At 60.0% G+C, this 18,262-nt stretch carries 11 protein-coding genes; 10 read left to right on the top strand and 1 reads right to left on the bottom strand.

Going from position 1 to position 18,262, the window contains the following annotated elements; genetic code table 11:
- Positions 1 to 261: 261 nt before the first annotated feature.
- The 8 genes from AC3IX4_RS18215 to AC3IX4_RS18180 all read left to right on the top strand — a co-directional run bounded on the left by AC3IX4_RS18215 (position 262) and on the right by AC3IX4_RS18180 (position 10,586).
- On the top strand, positions 262 to 1,578 hold the full coding sequence (locus AC3IX4_RS18215) for an alpha/beta hydrolase (RefSeq protein ID WP_489256802.1): 1,317 nt from the start codon (positions 262 to 264) through the stop codon (positions 1,576 to 1,578).
- A gap of 14 nt (positions 1,579 to 1,592) precedes the next feature.
- A complete protein-coding gene (locus AC3IX4_RS18210) occupies positions 1,593 to 1,997 on the top strand; it encodes a hypothetical protein (protein ID WP_489256801.1) in 405 nt (134 codons plus the stop codon).
- The gene (locus tag AC3IX4_RS18205; protein ID WP_489256800.1) at positions 1,981 to 3,057 is read left to right on the top strand and encodes an alpha/beta fold hydrolase; all 1,077 of its coding nucleotides are present in this window, start codon (positions 1,981 to 1,983) and stop codon (positions 3,055 to 3,057) included. The genes AC3IX4_RS18210 and AC3IX4_RS18205 overlap by 17 nt, the downstream gene beginning before the upstream one ends.
- Before the next feature lie 171 nt (positions 3,058 to 3,228).
- A complete protein-coding gene (locus tag AC3IX4_RS18200; protein ID WP_489256799.1) occupies positions 3,229 to 4,359 on the top strand; it encodes a CaiB/BaiF CoA transferase family protein in 1,131 nt (376 codons plus the stop codon).
- Positions 4,360 to 4,395: 36 nt separating this feature from the next.
- Positions 4,396 to 5,589, top strand: coding sequence for an acyl-CoA dehydrogenase family protein (locus AC3IX4_RS18195; RefSeq protein ID WP_489256798.1), 1,194 nt, complete (start codon positions 4,396 to 4,398; stop codon positions 5,587 to 5,589).
- 14 nt (positions 5,590 to 5,603) lie between these two features.
- On the top strand, positions 5,604 to 6,746 hold the full coding sequence (locus AC3IX4_RS18190) for an acyl-CoA dehydrogenase family protein (protein WP_489256797.1): 1,143 nt from the start codon (positions 5,604 to 5,606) through the stop codon (positions 6,744 to 6,746).
- A 636-nt stretch (positions 6,747 to 7,382) separates the two neighbouring features.
- Entirely contained in the window at positions 7,383 to 9,194 is a 1,812-nt protein-coding gene (locus tag AC3IX4_RS18185; protein WP_489256796.1) for a DUF1302 domain-containing protein, read from the top strand.
- 27 nt (positions 9,195 to 9,221) lie between these two features.
- Positions 9,222 to 10,586, top strand: a complete 1,365-nt coding sequence (locus AC3IX4_RS18180) for a DUF1329 domain-containing protein (RefSeq protein ID WP_489256795.1) — start codon at positions 9,222 to 9,224, stop codon at positions 10,584 to 10,586.
- 276 nt (positions 10,587 to 10,862) lie between these two features.
- Here AC3IX4_RS18180 and AC3IX4_RS18175 read toward each other — a convergent pair whose 3' ends face one another.
- Positions 10,863 to 13,553: a winged helix-turn-helix domain-containing protein gene (locus tag AC3IX4_RS18175; RefSeq protein ID WP_489256794.1), complete on the bottom strand. Its 2,691-nt coding sequence runs from the start codon at positions 13,551 to 13,553 to the stop codon at positions 10,863 to 10,865.
- A gap of 334 nt (positions 13,554 to 13,887) precedes the next feature.
- Between AC3IX4_RS18175 and AC3IX4_RS18170 the strand changes: the two genes are divergently transcribed.
- Together AC3IX4_RS18170 and AC3IX4_RS18165 are read left to right on the top strand one after the other, a co-directional pair.
- Positions 13,888 to 15,081 (top strand): lipid-transfer protein, encoded by a 1,194-nt coding sequence (locus AC3IX4_RS18170; RefSeq protein WP_489256793.1) that lies wholly within the window; start codon positions 13,888 to 13,890, stop codon positions 15,079 to 15,081.
- A gap of 125 nt (positions 15,082 to 15,206) precedes the next feature.
- Complete coding sequence (locus AC3IX4_RS18165; protein ID WP_489256792.1) at positions 15,207 to 17,939, top strand: winged helix-turn-helix domain-containing protein; 2,733 nt, start codon at positions 15,207 to 15,209, stop codon at positions 17,937 to 17,939.
- Positions 17,940 to 18,262: the final 323 nt, after the last annotated feature.

Below are 18,262 nucleotides of genomic sequence, written 5' to 3'. Positions count from 1 at the left end.
CGCCACATTCTAGTACTCAGATCTGCTTGGAAAGGGTTAGCTACATGGGGCGGGCTGCTATGGAAATCGGTGTGCGGACGGTCAAATGGAACTTGAAGAACATGTTCATCAAGTTGGAAGTGGGAGCATTGCACCTCCTTTGAAGCACGTGAAGTGGGGAGGGGTCGTATACCCCCCATTGAGGGTAGCGCCTGGAAACCGTCGTGCTCACTAGACTATTGCTGAAGCGCGATATATGGATTTCCTGCGAATGGAGTGGCAATGAAAAACAACAAAAAACAAGAGGCGCACCTTGAGCGACAGGCTATCGGCATGCCTCGCGTATTGCGTGCTCACCAACCCGACCGTGAGGCGCGAGCATTCCTGCGCTTGGCCAACCTCTCCATGAGCCTGCGCCCTGCCGAAGATTACTCGCTGCCCAGGCTGCGCCAGGGCTGGCGATTGGCAGCCCTTGCCCTCGGGCGTAATCCGGCGCTGGGCTCGGTGACCGAGCAACGGATCGAAGGGCCGGGCGGCGCAATCGACCTGCGTATCTTCAAGCCCGATAATGCTGAACAGCTGCAGCCTGCGTTCATGTGGTTTTTCGGCGGTGGGTTCATCATCGGCGATCTGGACACCGCCGATGGCATCTGCCGCAGCATTGCTCTGGCCGCCAACTGCATCGTCATTGCCGTGCGCTATCGCCTGGCGCCGGAGCACGATTTGTCTGCAGGCCGAGCCGATGCCCTCGCGGCGCTCGAATGGGTGGCAAAAAATGGCACGCAGTGGGGTATTGATACGACTCGCCTCGCGATGGGTGGTGATTCGGCAGGCGGCAATATCTGTGCTGCCGTCGCCCAGGAAAGCCTGCGTCGCGGCGGCCCGGTACTGAGCCTGCAAGTGCTGGTTTACCCGGCGACCGAGTTGGTGGAGAAATTCCCCTCCTATGCGGAGAACGCGCACGGGCGCGCGCTGTTGACCGATCATGCGATTCAATGGATCGAACAGACCCTGGCCCCTTCGCTCGACACACTGGACCTTCTCGACCCCTGGTATTCGCCACGCCGCAGCCCTGATCTGCGCGGCCTGGCGCCGGCAGTAGTCGTCAGTGCCGGTTTCGATCCGATCCGCGATGACGGTCTGGATTATGCCGCCCGCCTGCGCGCTGCCAACGTACCGGTGGAACTGTTGCACTACAGGGGCCAGTTCCACGGGTTCCTCAATTTCGATTCGGTCAACGGTGCCAGCCGCGATGCGCTGCAACGCATCGCAGATGCGCTGACGGGGGTATTCGCCCAGCAACCGGCTGCAGACAGGACGATCGAGATCGCCGACAAAACGCTACGCAGGCATTCGCGTCTACGCGCCACCGCCGGCGAACTGGCTACCTCAACCCTGACCACCTGGGTTGTCACCGAGCGGTGGGGTATCGCCTTGCTGCGCCTGCTCTCGCCAAAGACGGCCAAGGCTTGCCGGCGGTTAATCAAACCTTTGCTCATGCCCACCGTAATGATGCGCCGCAAAGCCATTCGCGGCCTTGATCGGCTGGCCGCGCGGCAAACCTATCCGACCGAGAAAAACTGCACTGTGAACCCTTGATCGAGGAATACGTCATGGCATTACCTGATCCGTTGAAACTGTATCGCGAGGCCATTACCCGGTTCGAAAACGGCATCAATGCCCTGGCCGCCCGTCATCTCGACTCGAAAGAGCTTGGCCTTGTGATCGACCAATATTCCAAGGTCTCACTTGGATTGCAGCACCTGAAGCAGACGTCGCTGGAGCGCTTGTACAAGCGCATGGACCTGCCCAGTCGCTCCGAAATCGACGCCCTTACCATCTCCTTGCTGCGCGTAGAAGACAAGCTCGACCAATTGTTGCCAGCGCCAACCAGTACGCTGATTGCACCTCGTCCCCCACGCACTCGGCGCCCGCTGGCTGCAGTGCGCCCGGCGCCCCTCAAGCCAGCATCCAAACGTAAAGGAAAGGAAGGAAGTGAAGATGACTCGGCCGCATAACCATCAGGTCGCCGGCATGTCGTTGGCCGATAGACTGCGCTCGGAGGTCAGCATGATGGTCCAGCGCAGACTCAACGCCCTCGAATACCTCAGCACTCCGCCGCCGGCTGTTGGCTTGACGCCCAAGACACTACTGCACCGTCGCGGCACCCTGTGCCTATACCACTATCACGCAACATCGGACGAGATCTACCGCGTGCCGCTGCTGTTTGTCATGGCGACGACCAGCAAGGCTGCCATCTTCGATCTGGCAAAGGGACAGAGCCTGGTCGAGTATCTGCTTGCACGTGGTTATGACATCTATGTCATGGACTGGAATGCGCCGAGCCGGGAAGAGTCCCACCTGAAGTTCGAGCACTATGTGCTCGACTTCATTCCCGATTGTATCCGCCGAGTGCAGCAAGACTCAGGCGTGGAAGACGTCACGCTGATTGGTTATTGCATGGGCGGTGTTCTTTCGACCCTCTACGCCGCGCTGCATCCTGATGGCCCGCTGAAGAACCTGGTGTGTTTCACAACGCCCATCGACTGGACCAAGATGCCGTTGGCCAAACAGCGCCACTTCAAGGCCGAGCGCTTGATCGATGCGACGGGCGTCGTGCCACCACAGAGCATCGTCAAGGCAATCGAACTGCATCGCCCCGCAGGCCGTATCGCCGGCCAGGCCCGGCTCTGGGACAACATGTGGAATGACGACTACGTCAGGGGTTACCGCATGATGGAACGCTTCAGTAATGAGACCTTGCCACTTCCAGGCGAATACTTCCGACAGATCCATCAGGAACTGGGGCAAAAGAATGGGCTGTATGAAGGCGGCTTGCGCATCGGTGGCCAAGAGGTCGACTTGAAGAATATCGAGGTGCCGCTGCTGCACGTCATCGCGCAATTTGACTCCCTGGTGCCGCCGGCCTGCGCGCAGCCTTTGGTGGCCAGGGTGAGTTCGCGCGACAAGGAAGAAGTCATGCTGCCGGGCGGCCATGTCAGCCTGGTGGCGGGCCCGGCCGCGGTCAAGCGGATGTGGCCCAAGCTCGATCAATGGTTAGGGGGGCGATCCGTTTGAGTACGTTGAAGCAACGCCAGACGCTGCATGAAATCAGCTAGCGCACAGACCTGGGCGTAGGTGGGGAGGGGGGGACGATTCCCCCCGTAGGTGGTGGGTCAGCCAAGGCGCCTTGCGTCTAGTGTCTTGGGCTGCAGCGAACAACCCCCTAATACGGAAGAGAGCCCTACGATGCCCGGACCTTTGGCAGGTGTGAAAGTATTGGAAATGAATGCGATCGGCCCTGTGCCGTTCGCAGCCATGATGCTGGCGGACATGGGGGCTGAGGTCATTTGCGTTGATCGTCATGTGGCAGGCTTTCTCAATGCCGATGGCAGTCTGCTTAAACGAGGGCGGCGCAGTATTGCCATCGATCCGCGCAAGCCTTACGCCAATGAAGTCCTGCTCAAGCTGATCGAAGACGCTGACGTGTTGATCGAAGGGTTTCGGCCCGGCGTGATGGAGCGACTGGGGCTGGGGCCTGAAGTGTGCCTGGAGCGCAATCGCAAACTGATCTACGGGCGCATGACCGGCTGGGGCCAGACCGGGCCGCTGGCCCATGCAGCGGGTCACGATATCAATTACATCGCGCTTTCGGGGGCTCTCAATGCCATGGGGCATGCCGACCGACCACCGACGCCGCCCCTACACCTGGTGGGTGACATGGGCGGTGGTGCGATGTTTCTGCTGGCTGGCATTCTGGCGGCGCTGTTTGAAGCACAGAAATCCGGTCTCGGGCAGGTGGTGGACGCGGCCATCTGCGACGGTACGACCCTGCTGTGCAGCATGTACTACGACCTGCGCCAGCAAGGCCAATGGTCGGATCAGCGGCAGAGCAACATGCTCGACGGCGGTGCGCCTTTCTATGGTTGCTACGCCTGTGCCGACGGCAAGTTCGTGTCCATTGGCGCGATCGAGCCGCAGTTCTATCAGCTCCTGCTGCAGTTGTGCGAGATCGATGATCCGGACTTCTCGGATCAATGGCGACAGCAAGACTGGCCGGTGCTGCGCGAAAAGCTAGCGGCCGTGTTCCGGACCTGTTCGCGCGATGCCTGGGTCGAGCTACTCGAAGGCACGGATGCCTGCTTCGCACCGGTGCTGGATTTCGGCGAAGCGCCTGGGCACCCGCATAACCGCGCCCGCAATCTGTTCATGGAGTCTGCCGGTGTATTGCACCCGGCACCCGCGCCACGCCTGAGCCGTACGCCGGTCGAGGCCGGTGCGTTGGTGAAAAACGGTGAACACACCCTGGAAATCCTTGAGCAACTGGGCTTCGACGCTGCGCAGATCGATGCGCTGCGCAATGTTGGCGCGATCGTTTGAGTGCGATTGCCGATTGATAATGTGAGGAGTACATCAGTGGACATCCAATTCACCCCTGCCGAATTGGCCTTCCGAGAGGAAGTCCGTGGTTTTTTGCGTAACAAGCTCCCGGCCGAAATCGCGGCGCGCGGTCGGCATGGCAAGCGTTTCAACAAAGAAGATCAAGTCATCTGGATGCGCCTGCTCAGTGAGCAGGGATGGTTGGCGGCCAGTTGGCCGGTGGCGTTCGGCGGCACCGGCTGGGGCACGGTGGAGAAACACATTTTCGAGGAGGAGTGTGCCGCTTTCGGAGCCCCGTGGGTCGTGCCGTTCGGGGTCAACATGGTCGCTCCGGTGATCATCAAGTTCGGTACGCCTGAACAACAGGCGCGCTTCTTGCCCCGTATCCTCAGCAGTGAAGATTGGTGGTGCCAGGGTTATTCCGAACCGGGCGCCGGTTCCGATCTGGCCGCGGTAAAGACACGCGCTGTACGCGATGGCGACCACTACCTGGTCAACGGCCAGAAAACCTGGACCACCCTGGCGCACTACGCCGACTGGATTTTCTGCCTGGTGCGTACCGACCCCGAAGCGCAGCAGCAGCGCGGCATCAGCTTCCTGTTGATCGACATGAAAACCCCGGGCATCACCGTGCGCCCGATCATCACCCTCGATGGTGAACATGAAGTCAACGAAGTGTTCTTCGACAACGTCCGCGTGCCGGTCGAAAACCTGGTCGGCGAGGAGAACCAAGGCTGGACGTGCGCCAAGTACCTGCTCACCCACGAGCGCACGAGCATTGCAGGCATCGGCCAGGCCAAGCAGATGCTGGGCCGGCTCAAGCACATCGCAAGCCAAGAGGAGCGAGACGGCCTGCCATTGATCGATGACATTCAGTTGCGCATGCAAATAGTCGAGCTGGAAATCCAGCTGATGGCGATCGAAATGAGCAACCTGCGCATTGTGGCCGCCGCCCGCGACGGCGGGGTGCCAGGCACTGAAAGCTCGTTCCTGAAGATCAAGGGCAGTGAAATCCGCCAGGCCATCACGTACCTGATGAGCAAGGTCCTGGGCCCGTATGCCATGCCCTTCGTCGAAGAAGAACTGGGCTATGCCAAGCAAGCGGATCTGTACCGCGACTACAGCACCACACCGGCCAGCCAGTACCTCGATATGCGCAAGACTTCGGTCTATGGCGGCTCCAATGAAATCCAGAAAAACATCATCGCCAAGATGATTCTAGAGCTGTAAGGGGTGTATCGATAATGGACTTCAAACTTTCCGAAGAGCAGCAAATGCTGCAGGACACCGCCGCGCGCCTGGTACGTGACAATTATGCGTTCGAAGCGCGCGAGCAGTTCGCCAAGAGCGAGCCGGGCTATAGCCTTGCCTTTTGGCGGCAGCTGGGAGATCTGGGCCTGACCGCCGTGCCATTCGCCGAGGAGTTCGGTGGCTTTGGTGGCAGCGGCGTGGAAACCCTGCTGATCATGACTGAGCTGGGCCGTGGTCTGTGTCTGGAACCCTACCTGCATTCTGTGATCTTCGCCGGTGGCTTGCTGACCCAATTGGGCAGTGAAGCGCAACGTAGCGAATGGCTGCCGCCCGTTGCCAGTGGGCAATTGCAAATGACGGTGGCCGTCGACGAACCGACCAGCCATTACCAGTTGCACGACGTGCGCACCCGTGCCGAGGCCGTGGACGGGGGCTGGAGGCTCAACGGGCGTAAATCGGTGGTGGTCGCGGGGCACAGTGCCGGGTTGATTCTCGTGTCTGCGCGTACTGCTGGCAGTGATCGGGATGAAAGCGGTATCAGTTTGTTTTTGGTCGATCCGCAAGCAGCCGGCATGAGCCGTCGTGTCTACCCGACGATGGACGGCCGCAAGGCCTGCGAGCTGCACCTGGACGACGTTTTCGTCAGTGCCGCCAGTGTGCTCGGCGAACCCGGTCAGGCCCTTGACGCGTTGCGCTATCAACAAGGCCGCGCGCTGGCTGCGCAGTGTGCCGAAGCGGTCGGCAGCATGGAAGCGGTGTGCGGCCTGACCCTCGATTACCTCAAGACCCGCAAGCAATTCGGCCAGGCGATCGGCAAGTTCCAGGCCCTTCAACACCGCATGGTGGACATGCGCATCGAACTGGACCAGGCCACCTCCATGGCCATCCTCGCCGCATGTGCGGCCGATGCACCGGACAGCGACGAGCGTAGCCGCACCCTGGCCGCTGCCAAGGTGTTGATCGTACGCGCCGCCCGATTCGTCGCCGACCAGGGTATTCAATTGCACGGTGGCATTGGCTTGACCTGGGAATACGTGCTGTCGCACCACGCCAAGCACTTGCTGATGCTCAGTCATCAGTTCGGTAACGATGACCATCATCTCAAGACCTACAGCCGACTGATGCAGGTCCACTGACAACCGGGGCTTCGGGGTAGGAGCCAGGCTTGCCGGAGTGCCGGACCACTGCGATGAAGGCCACGCGGTCTGTCTGATAGACCGCGGTGTGGCCATCGCAGCATCGGTATCTACACATCTTTTGGCGTACTGCTACGAATGTAGCCGCTGACGAGGTACGAGGCTGCGATCGGCAGCGAAGCGGCCGTAAAACCTGAGACCATAATCCATCAGGCACACCGAAGGGCCTGAATTTACGACGGCTTCGCCGCCGATCGCAGCCTCGTACCTCGGCAGCGGCTACAAGAGCCGCGCTGCCCCAGAGTTGTGTAGATACCACTGCGATGAAGGCTACGCGGTGCGCCTGAAAGACCGCGGTGTGGCCATCTGGGGCCTTCGGGCCCTTTTTTATCAGGCCTGCATGTCCTCATCGCTTATTTATCCAACCCCCCCGTATTCCCCCTCCCGCGGGTGGGCGAGATGCTCGGTCCGGCTCTTAGGATCGAATCGCTCTACTCAAGAATTACAAGAAAACACTGAGGAAGACTTACACGTGGATATCGCCAGCAGAGCGACCTTCAACCCGCTTGCGCAGCCGTCGCGGTTTGCAGCGCAAGCCCACTCGCGTCGTACTTTTTCGCACAATTGGAGTGCCGCATGACAAAAACAATAATGCAGGGTGGCTTTCGCCTCCAACTGCTGGCGGCAGCTGTTGCCATGGGTTTGGGCACCCAGGCTTACGCCGTGAATTTCGAAATCGGGGAAATCAAGGGACAGTTCGATACTTCACTTTCCATCGGCTCCAGTTGGGCGCTGCGCGGCGGCGATCCTGACTTTATTTCCAATTTCAACTCGCAGGGTGTACGCGGCAATTCTTCGTCCCGGCTGTCTGACGACAACCGCCTGAACTTCAAGAAGGGCGAAACGTTTTCGAAGATATTCAAGGGCATCCATGACCTGGAGTTGAAGTATGGCGACAGCGGTATCTTCGTGCGTGGCAAATACTGGTACGACTTCGAATTGAAGGACGAGCACCGGCTGTTCTATGACATCGACGACAGCGGCCGCAATGATATGGCCAAGGCTTCCGGCGCCGAATTCCTCGATGCCTTTGTCTATCACAGCTACAACATCGGTGAACTGCCGGGCAACGTGCGCCTGGGCAAGCAGGTGGTGAGCTGGGGCGAGAGCACCTTTATCGGCAACAGCATCAACTCGATCAACCCGATCGATGTGGCTGCCTTGCGCCGCCCGGGTGCCGAGGTCAAGGAAGGTCTGATCCCGGTCAATATGTTCTACCTGTCGCAGAACATCACCGAGAACCTCAGTGCCGAGGCGTTCTATCAGCTGCAATGGGAAAGCACTGTCGTTGACAACTGCGGTACCTTCTTCGGCGCCGATCCCCTGGCCAAAGGTTGCAATGACCGTCAGGTGGGGGCCGGGCTGGATCTGGCCCCGGGGCTTGCAAACAACACGGCCAATCCGCCCGGTTTCAACAATAACACCGACGACGCCTACACCCCGCGGGTGAAGGACAACGACGCTCGTGACAGCGGCCAGTACGGTCTGGCCTTGCGCTGGTTCGTGCCAGAGCTCAACGACACTGAGTTCGGTGCTTACCTGATGAACTATCACAGCCGCAGCCCGTATTTGAGCACCCTGCGTTCGACAGTGCCATTCAACGCGGCCAACCCGGTCGCCGCGCTTCGCGCTTCGCGCTATTTCGTCGATTACCCCGAAGATATCCGCCTGTATGGCCTGAGCTTCCAGACCAACGCCGGCGGCACTTCGCTGGGGGGCGAGATCAGTTTCCGTCCAAACATGCCGCTGCAGCTCAACAACACGGACCTGGCGGGCGCCACGACGGGTAACCCGACAGCGCTACTGAATCGTATCGGCTTTGGCAGCACTTCCCTGGGCGGCGAAATAAACGGCTACAAGCGCATGCCGGTGCTGCAAGCGCAGATGTCTGCCACCCGGTTTTACGAGCAGGTCATGGGCGCCAGTCGCCTGACCCTGTTGGGAGAGGTGGGCTACAACCGCATCAATGGTCTGGGCGAAGCCGACGGCACTGACCTGCGCTTCGGCCGCAGCGGGATTTTCGGTGTCGGCGTTCAGCCAGGGGCATCGAACACCGCCTGCCTGAACACGACGACCAACCCGCAACAGGAATGCAACGACAAGGGCTTCTACACCACTGACTCCTGGGGCTACCGCGCTCGCGCCCGTCTGGATTATCCGAACGTGATTGCGGGTATCAACCTGGCGCCGAACCTGGCGTGGTCGCATGACGTCAATGGCAACGGCCCGAACTTCGAAGAAGGCCTCAAGGCCGTCAGCCTCGGTCTGGATGCCGATTACAAAAATACCTACACCGCAAGCCTCAGTTACACCGATTTCTTCGGTGGCGATTTCAACGTCAACGGTGACCGTGACTTCGTCGCGTTCAGCATGGGTGTGAACTTCTAAAAAGAAGACAGTCGAGAGAAACCAAGCATGAAAACGACAATGATGCATATAGGCGCACTCGCATTGACCCTGCTTGCCGGCCAAGTGATGGCGGCAGTTTCTCAGGAAGAGGCGGCAAAACTGGGTACTGTCCTGACCCCGCTCGGGGCGCAGAAGGAAGGCAATGCCGATGGCAGTATTCCGGCCTGGACGGGTGGTTTGAAACCCGGCGCGGCGCCGGTGACCAATCGGTTCCTGGGCGATCCGTTCAGCGGTGAAAAACCGGTGTTTACCATCACGCCGGCCAACGCCGAGCAGTACAAGGACAAGCTCAGCGCCGGTCAGTTGGCCATGTTCAAGCGCTACCCCAACACTTACAAGATTCCGGTCTACAAGACCCACCGTACAGCCGCCGCCCCGCAGGAAATCTACGATGCGGCGAAAAAGAGCGCGTTGAATACCCTGCCGATCGATGGTGGCAATGGCTTGAGCAATTTCAGTGACTCTCGCAGCTTCGCGTTCCCGATCCCGAAGAACGGCGTCGAAGTGCTCTGGAACCACTTGACTCGCTATCGTGGCCTCAACCAGAGGCGCCAGATGGTCCAGGCCGCGCCACAGGTCGATGGATCGTTCACCATCGTCGAGTTCGAAGACGAAATGGCTTTCCCGCAATACATCAGCGGTGACGACAAGGATAGCTCTGCCAACATTTTTGCTTACTACAAGCAGCGAGTGACTGCGCCGGCACGTCTGGCCGGTACCGTCGTGCTGCTCCACGAGACCATCGATCAGGTCAAGGAGCCCCGTCTCGCCTGGGTCTACAATTCCGGTCAGCGTCGCGTACGGCGTGCGCCGCAGCTTGCCTACGATGGACCGGGCACTGCCTCGGACGGCATGCGGACTACCGATAACGGCGACTTGTTCAACGGTGCCCCGGATCGCTATGACTGGAAGCTGATCGGCAAGAAGGAGATGTACATTCCTTACAACAACTATCGTCTGGCTTCGCCTTCGCTGAAATACGCCGACATTCTCAAGGCCGGGCACATCAATCAGGACCTGACTCGCTACGAGCAGCACCGTGTGTGGGAAGTGGAGGGGACCCTGAAGCCGGGCCAGCGTCACATCTACGCCAAGCGTCATATGTACTTCGATGAAGATACCTGGCAATTGGCAGAGGTCGACCATTATGACGGTCGTGGTCAGTTGTGGCGTGTTGGCGAAGGTATGGCGATGAATGACTACGAACAAGGCGTCGGGACTTACGCAGGTCAGGTGCTGTATGACCTGATTGCCGGTCGCTACCTGGCCATGGCTCTGGGTAACGAGTACAAGCAAGGGATCGAGTACGGCGTCAAGCCGAAACTGGCTGAATTCACTCCGGCCGCTTTGCGCAACGCAGGCATTCGTTAATCGTGCAATGCCAGGCATCGCCCTGTGTTCGGGGCGATGCAGCTTGCTCACGAACCCTCGCTCTCATAGAACATGATTTTAAATGTGGGAGCGGATTCATCCGCGAATAGGAGCACCGCGGTGTATCTGACAAACCGCGGCGTCTCTATTCGCGGATGAACCGGAGTGCCGGACCACCGCTCCCACATGGGTTCTATGCGCGACAGCGCGGCGCCGGGGGCGACGGGCGGACTCCTACAAGTGCTCTTTTAGCGGGGCTCGCTGCTTTAAGCCCCCCTATTGCTCGGCCCGTTGTCTCAGCGCGGTGAGTGCTTCGTAGCGGGACGAGACACCCAGCTTGGTGTAGATATTCTTGAAGTTCCACTTGATGGTTTCCTGGCTGAGGTTCAGGGTCTGAGCGATACGCTTGTTAGGCATCGACTGCTCAAGCAGGCTGATGATTTCCAGTTCCCGCTTGGTAAACAGCGAGGATTCACCCGCCGCCGAATCTTTCGTCGCACGTGCCGATGCCGGGCCAGTGCTGGCGCAGTTCAGCGGGACGGCCGCCAACCGACTGCAGTAGCTGTCCAGCACCGGGTCGTCTCGACAATCCAGATTGGCCAGCAGAGCCAGCAGGGAGGAGCCTTCATCCAGCAGGGTGCGCACCAGGCCCAATCGATAGCTTTCGCCGACGACTTCACGCAGTAACACGCTGGATTCTGTGTGGCGTCCCAGATCATTCAGCGCAATGGCTCGCAGCAGGCTCGACTGGACTCGCCATTTTCCTCGACTGTAGCGGCTGGCGAACTGTTCGACGATGTCCAGGGCCAGGAGCGCGCGATCCGGCTCTTGCCTGACCAGGCAGATGCGGGCCCGCGACAGGGCCGCCAGGGCACTGATTTCATGCGCGAGAGGGGTGTCGCCCGAGTGGCGGTGGGTCAACGCGTCGAGGCCGGCTCTTTGGCTTTCGCACTGCCGCCAGTCGCCATTGCCAAGCAGAATGCGAACTTGCTCGGTCAGGTTGTGCGCCAACGCACGATCGAAACCTCTGGCGCGGAACTCCATCGCCATCTTGGCCAGGTAAGTCAGCGCATTCGCTGGCGACCCTTGCAGGTAGTTCAAGCGGGCGACGCTGACCATCGCGGAGATGATCACCGACGGCGGGGCGAAGCGTAAAAGATCCAGGCGGTTGCTCAGGACTTCGCGCACGTCGTCGATGCGATCCATCTCGTAGTGCACCTCGGCGACCCCCACCGCGCAGGTGCAGGCGCTGACCGAACGATGACCGTGATTGCTCTCCGCCAGGAGCAGGACATCGATGAGGTGCCGTGAAGCCTCGAGGACATTCCCGCACTGCAGAATGCCATGGGCAATCGTGGCGACGATCATCAGCGCCAGCTCGTCATGACTGGTGCGAAGCGTTTCGCATTCGGGGCTATTGAGGTACTGCAAGGCCTGTTGCTGCTGCCCGAGGTAGACCAGGCAGTTGATGTACAGACAAACTCGCATCCGCTCATCGAACGGATGCGTAAAGGCTCGCTCGGGCAAGCCCTGAACAAGCTGGCTGCAGCGTGCCAGATCATCATGTTGCAGAGCGATCGCCGCCCTGACCAGATCAATGCTTGGCCCCCAGGTGGCCTTGGCTGCTGTGCTTTTTTCGAGCACGTCGATCCAGGTTTCAGCCTTGCTGGTGAGCATCGTCAGCACGCAACCCCAGGCGCCTTGCAGAAGCACCTTGGGGTGCTGTGTCAGCTGTTCCAAAGGCACACAATCCAGCCAACGCATGAATTGGCCAAGGTGACTCAAGCCGTGATAGGACGGTTGTTTGCGCTCCAGCAGGCGCACCAATTCCTCAAGGTTTTCGCTGAGCACCGCATGACGGGTCGCCTCGCTTACCATTGCGGCCTGTTCGAACCACTGCGCGGCACGCAGGTGCAACCGAGGCACGTCGGTGTCCGACGTGGTCAAGCGTTGTTGCAGGAATTCGGCGAATAGCGGATGCAACCGATACCACTGCTGCTGGCTCTCCATGTCGACAGGCAGGATGAACAGGTTGTGGGCCTCGATGCTGGCAATCAGGTCGGCGGCTTGCGGTGCCTGGCTGACATGCCCGGCTACTTGCGCATTGAAGCGGCGCAGAATCGAGATTTTCTCGAGAAATCCAATAATCTCTGCGGGTAGTCCGTCTACCACGTCTTCGGCCAGATAGTCCCGCAGATCGCTATTGCCCGGTAGCAGTCGATGGATCTTCGCTTCCTTGCGCGGGTTGGCCTTGAGAGAGATGGACATCAATTGCAGACCGATGGGCCAGCCGTCCGTGTTGTCGTGGATGGCGTGCGCCAATTCCATATCAACGCCATCGTCCAGGTAGGCCTTGAGGAAAGCCAGGGACTCGTTGAAATCGAAGCCAAGCTCGGTGGCGCCGATCTCGCAAAGCTCGGCCATCGCCCGCAGTCGTCCGAGTTTCAGATTGGGATTCACACGAGAGGCCAGCACGATGTGCAGCTGCGCCGGAGCGCCATCTACCACTATTTGTACCAAGCGCGAAATGCGTGGATCGGTGGCGAAATGGAAGTCATCGATCATCAAATACAGCGCACTGCTGACCCGCGCCAACGTGTTGATCATCACCGAAGCCAGGGCGAGCAAGCCGTCTAGTGACTCGCGTTCGATCAGCAGCAACAGGTCATCCTCAAGGGGGACGCCGGCGTTTTGAAGGGTGCAGATGAGGTTGGCGCAAAAGGATTCCAGAGCGCCATCCTCCTGCGCAAGGGACAGCCATACAACGCTGTTTCCCTCTTTGATCAGGCTTTGTCGCCATTGCGCCATTAGCGTGGTCTTGCCGAAACCTGCGCTGCCATTGATCAGTGTCAGGCGGCAGTCCCGAGCCGCCTGTAGGCGGGCCAGCAGCATTTCCCGCAGCACCGCGTGACTGCTGATGCGTGGCGGCGAGAAACGGGTGGTAATCGGCGGGGAAGTCGGGGGCATGGCTAATCCAGTCTGCAGCGGATTTGAAGGGCCTTGGGGAGATGCCCCGTGAGGGTTGGGCATGTAGTGTCATCGATAATGCGCTACCGCCAACACTGCGAGTTGTTATGTTTTGCAGGATTTTAGGCTGATTACTACAGGTTTATGCAATGACAAAATTACTGACGGGGCCAGATGCAGATCGGGACAAGTGTGGGGGGGCACCCCCTATACCCCCCGCAGGGAGCGGGTACAGCCTGCAGCTGCTTCGCAACGATGGCAGCTCGTATTGTTCGGGCTATCGAGCAGCAGAAGCGAGAAGCTGAAGCGGGCTTAACTTTTTATGGAGAATGTAATGACACACAAACCGTATGTTGCCGGGGTTGGCATGATCCCGTTCCTGAAGCCCGGTGCCAGTGGGTCTTACATCCAGATGGGCGCTGAGGCGACTCGCCAGGCATTGAAAGACGCAGGCCTGGACTACCACCTGGTTCAGCAGGCTTATGTCGGTTACGTCTATGGCGACTCCACCTGCGGTCAATCGGCGCTCTACGAAGTCGGCATGAGCGGTGTGCCGGTGGTGAACGTCAACAACAACTGCTCCACCGGTTCCACTGCCCTGTACCTGGCTCGCCAGGCAGTAGAAAGCGGGGCGGTCGAATGCGCCCTGGCCCTGGGCTTCGAGCAGATGCAACCCGGTGCCCTGGGGGCGGTGTTTATCGATCGTCCGGCCTGCATGGGCAAGCACCAGGATGTTTCGGACGAGCTGACTGCCGACGCCGGTGCGATCGGCGTACCGATGACCCTGCGCCAGTTCGGCGGCGCCGGTCGCGAGCACATGCAACGCTACGGTACCGAACTCAGTACCTTTGCCGCGATCCGCGCCAAGGCCAGCCGGCATGCCGCCAACAATCCGCTGGCACTGTTCCGTAAAATCGTCACCACTGAAGACGTGATGAACGATCAGGTACTCTGGCCTGGCGTGATGACGCGCCTGATGGCTTGCCCGCCGACCTGTGGTGCTGCTGCCGCGATCATTTGCAGCGAAGCGTTCGCCAAAAAGCATGGTCTGCGCACCGATGTGGTGATCCTGGCGCAATCGATGACCACTGATCGCGGGATTTCCTTCGAACCGGCATCGATGATCCAGGCGGTCGGATTCGACATGACCCAGCGCGCCGCCAGCGAGGTGTACGAGCAGGCCGGCGTCGGTCCGCAGGACATTCTGGTGGCCGAGATGCATGACTGCTTTGCCCAGAATGAGCTGCTGACCTATGAATCCCTGGGCCTGTGCCCGGTAGGTGGCGCCGAGAAGTTCGTGCTCGACGGAGACAATACCTACGGCGGTCGCGTGGTGACCAACCCGTCCGGCGGTCTGCTCTCCAAGGGCCATCCACTGGGCGCCACGGGGCTGGCCCAGTGCTATGAACTGACCCATCAGCTGCGCGGCACCGCCGACAAGCGCCAAGTGGAAGGTGTGCAGATCGCCTTGCAGCACAACTTGGGTCTGGGTGGCGCCTGTGTCGTCACGCTGTACGGCCGCGCCTGATGCCGCTCGCGTGCGCTCCCTTGGACGCACGCGTTCCTTCTGAGCGCAGCAAATCAGTATGGCGTACCCTCTGCATTAAACTGTCAGTCTGCACTTGAAGGCGATTGCCTCTGGAAATTCGGTCGATGCCCATTCCACCCCCAGGCCCCAAGCTCCACCTGTCAGCCGACCGGCTGCTTCAGCTCATCCCTGACACCAAGGTCATTCCTCCTCGCGGCGCTCGCCAGCTGATGCCTCGCGCGGCACTGATGAGCCGCCTGATGGAGGCGCGCCGGCAGCGCTGTGTGGCCATCCAGGGGCCTGCCGGGAGTGGCAAGACCAGCACCCTGCTGGCCTGGCGCCGAGAACTGGTAGCAATCGACTTCGATGTGGCCTGGCTGTCGCTGACCGGCGAGGACAATGAGCCGGCGCGGCTGGCCAACTGCTTGTTGGCTAGCGTTGCCGAGGTCGACGCCGCGCTTGCCCGGGAGGCCGCCCTGCTGCTTGGGGAGGGTGGCGGCGAGTTGGCGCTCGAACACTGGATCATCGTCCTGCTCCAGGCTATTGCTCAGCACGGCAATGACCTGGTGGTAATGATCGACGATGTTCATCACCTTAACGACCCCGACATATTCAAGGTTCTGGGCTGGCTGCTCGACTATGCACCGCCGAACCTGCATCTGGTGCTTGGCACGCGCAGCGTTTTACCTGCCACGCTTCCGCTCGCCCGCCTGCGCACACAAGGCCAGCTGACCGAGTATGACTTGCAGGATTTACGCTTCAGCGTCGAAGAGTCAGAGCGCTACCTGCGCCAGTTCGGCGAAATCAGCACTCACGATGCCGAGGTCTTGCACGACTTGACCGATGGCTGGGTGGCTGGCTTGCAACTGTTCGCGATTGACTTGAAATCCAAGCACGGTAGCGGCTTCAGTCGCATGCAGGTCCGTGGTGCCGGTGCCTTTGCACAGTACTTTGAGCAGGAGGTGCTGGTCCACCTGCCCATCGCAGACCGGCAGTTGCTGACCCATTCTTCGATTTGCAACCGCTTCACGGCACCCCTGTGTGCCAGGCTGGTCGGCAAGCCTCATGCCATCGCCGGGATGATGAACCAGTTGACTCGCCTGGACAGCGATAACCTGTTCATCACCCAGATCAAGAGCCACGACCGGGAAACCTGGTACCGCCTCCATCCGCTATTGCGCGAGGTACTGCGTGACCATCTGAGCCGCGAGCCCGAAGAAGAGCAGAAAAAACTCCATGCGGTTGCTCGGGACTGGCTCTTTGAACAAGGCCATATCGACGAGGCCGTTCGTCACGCCGTACTGGCTGGCGATTTTCAGATCGCTGCCGAGATTGTCGAAGCCTGTGCGCACGAACTGATGGCGCGTGGCTCCCTGAGCCAGCTACCCAACCTGCTGCGCAAGTTGCCCATGGAACAGATGCGCGAACGTTACAGCCTGCAATTGGTGATGGCCCAGTTGCAGCTCCATGCGCATAACTTCGCAGAAGGGCAACAGATACTCGACCAACTGGAGGCGCAACAGCACCGGCTCAACGTCCAACAGCGCCAGGGCCTGCTGGTCACACGCGGTACCCTGGCCATGCAACGCGACTTGACCGAGGCGGCGTGGTCCCTTGCTCCGGAGCTGGAAGCAATACCTGACGATGCCGACGACCTGATACTGACGGGTCGCGCCTCCATTCTTGCCTGGCTGTCTTTGTTCAGCGGCGATCACAAGCGGGTGCGCGCGATCATCCAGCACAGCGACCGCCCGAATACATCGCCACGCCGGACCTTCATCGGCCGTTGTATCTATGGCGTGAGCCTGGTTCACGAGGGACGTATCAGCGAAGCGGAGAATATTTTTCGCAACACCCTGGAAGAGGCAAAGCCGCATGGCAGCAGTGCTGCGGTCGCCGGACATACGGCCGCAGCGTACCTGGCCAGCCTGTTGTACGAGCAGAATAACCTGGCGGAGGTCTGCCACCTGCTGGAGCCTCGCCTCGACGTCTTTGAGCGGATATCCGTGCCCAACATCGTTCTTCACAGTCTGCTGGCGCTGAGCCGGGCTTACTGGCTCAAGGGCGAGCAAACCCAGGCGCTGGAATATCTGGACCGCCTGAAAGAATACGCTCAGCGCTACGACCTGGGCCGTCTGCTCGCTTGGGCACTGTACGTGCGCATGCGTTGGCACTTGGAAAAATACCAGTCCGCACAGGCCGAAGTCCTTTTGACAGAGCTCCAGGCGCTTGCCGACAAGCATGCTGGTATTCATCGCGGCACTCCAATGATCATCCAGCTAGTGGCCATGCGGGCCGCTGTCGAGATGAGTCTGTATCAGCGCAACTTCAGCATGGCCATCCAGCAAATCGCACCGCTGATTAACGGGTGCGAAACTGCAACCCACTGGCAGTTGGCGGCCATTGTGCGACTGCAACTGTCTATCGCCGAAAAAGGTCTTGGGCATGACGAGCAAGCTCACCAGCAACTGATGGAGGTCCTGCGCCTGGGGCACCGGCTGGGCCTGGTACGCAGCCTGCTCGATGTTGCGCCGCAGCTGCCCCGGCTGCTGGACGACTTGCTGCAAGCCAACGCGCTCGACCCGGTGCTCGCCTTCTATGCGCAGCGGTTGATCGCAGCGGCCCAACCTGCAGAGAACACCGAGCGCAAGGTGGCTTCGCCGATTGCATCGCTGAGCGAGCGAGAGACGGAGGTTCTGCAGTTAATGGCACAAGCCATGACCAACAAGAAGATTGCCCGGACCCTCGGCGTATCGCCGGAAACGGTGAAATGGCATATCAAGAATCTATTCGCCAAGCTCGGCGTAGCCGGCAGGGTAGAAGCGATTGCCAAATGGCGCGATCTTAATATCGGGTAGGAGCCAGCCTTGCCGGAATGCCGGACCACTGCGATGGCCGCACCGCGGTCTTCCTGAAAACCGCGGTGCGGCCATCGCAGCATAGGTATCTACACATCTTTTGGCGTACTGCTACGAATGTAGCCGCTGACGAGGTACGAGGCTGCGATCGGCAGCGAAGCGGCCGTAAAACCTGAGACCATAATCCATCAGGCACACCGAAGGGCCTGAATTTACGACGGCTTCGCCGCCGATCGCAGCCTCGTACCTCGGCAGCGGCTACAAGAGCCGCGCTGCCCCAGAGTTGTGTAGATACCTATGGCCATCGCAGTGGTCCGGCATTC

This window comes from Pseudomonas sp. KH_021, from assembly GCF_057838865.1.
The sequence above is the reverse complement of the archived record's forward strand: the minus strand, read 5'-3'. Positions and strand labels throughout refer to the sequence as shown.

Bases quoted from the DNA above. Each gene is read 5' to 3' on its own strand.
- AC3IX4_RS18215 (WP_489256802.1), top strand. From the start codon at position 262: ATGAAAAACAACAAAAAACAAGAGGCGCACCTTGAGCGACAGGCTATC.
- AC3IX4_RS18210 (WP_489256801.1), top strand. From the start codon at position 1,593: ATGGCATTACCTGATCCGTTGAAACTGTATCGCGAGGCCATTACCCGG.
- AC3IX4_RS18205 (WP_489256800.1), top strand. From the start codon at position 1,981: ATGACTCGGCCGCATAACCATCAGGTCGCCGGCATGTCGTTGGCCGAT.
- AC3IX4_RS18200 (WP_489256799.1), top strand. From the start codon at position 3,229: ATGCCCGGACCTTTGGCAGGTGTGAAAGTATTGGAAATGAATGCGATC.
- AC3IX4_RS18190 (WP_489256797.1), top strand. From the start codon at position 5,604: ATGGACTTCAAACTTTCCGAAGAGCAGCAAATGCTGCAGGACACCGCC.
- AC3IX4_RS18185 (WP_489256796.1), top strand. From the start codon at position 7,383: ATGACAAAAACAATAATGCAGGGTGGCTTTCGCCTCCAACTGCTGGCG.
- AC3IX4_RS18180 (WP_489256795.1), top strand. From the start codon at position 9,222: ATGAAAACGACAATGATGCATATAGGCGCACTCGCATTGACCCTGCTT.
- AC3IX4_RS18175 (WP_489256794.1), bottom strand. From the start codon at position 13,553: ATGCCCCCGACTTCCCCGCCGATTACCACCCGTTTCTCGCCGCCACGC.
- AC3IX4_RS18170 (WP_489256793.1), top strand. From the start codon at position 13,888: ATGACACACAAACCGTATGTTGCCGGGGTTGGCATGATCCCGTTCCTG.
- AC3IX4_RS18165 (WP_489256792.1), top strand. From the start codon at position 15,207: ATGCCCATTCCACCCCCAGGCCCCAAGCTCCACCTGTCAGCCGACCGG.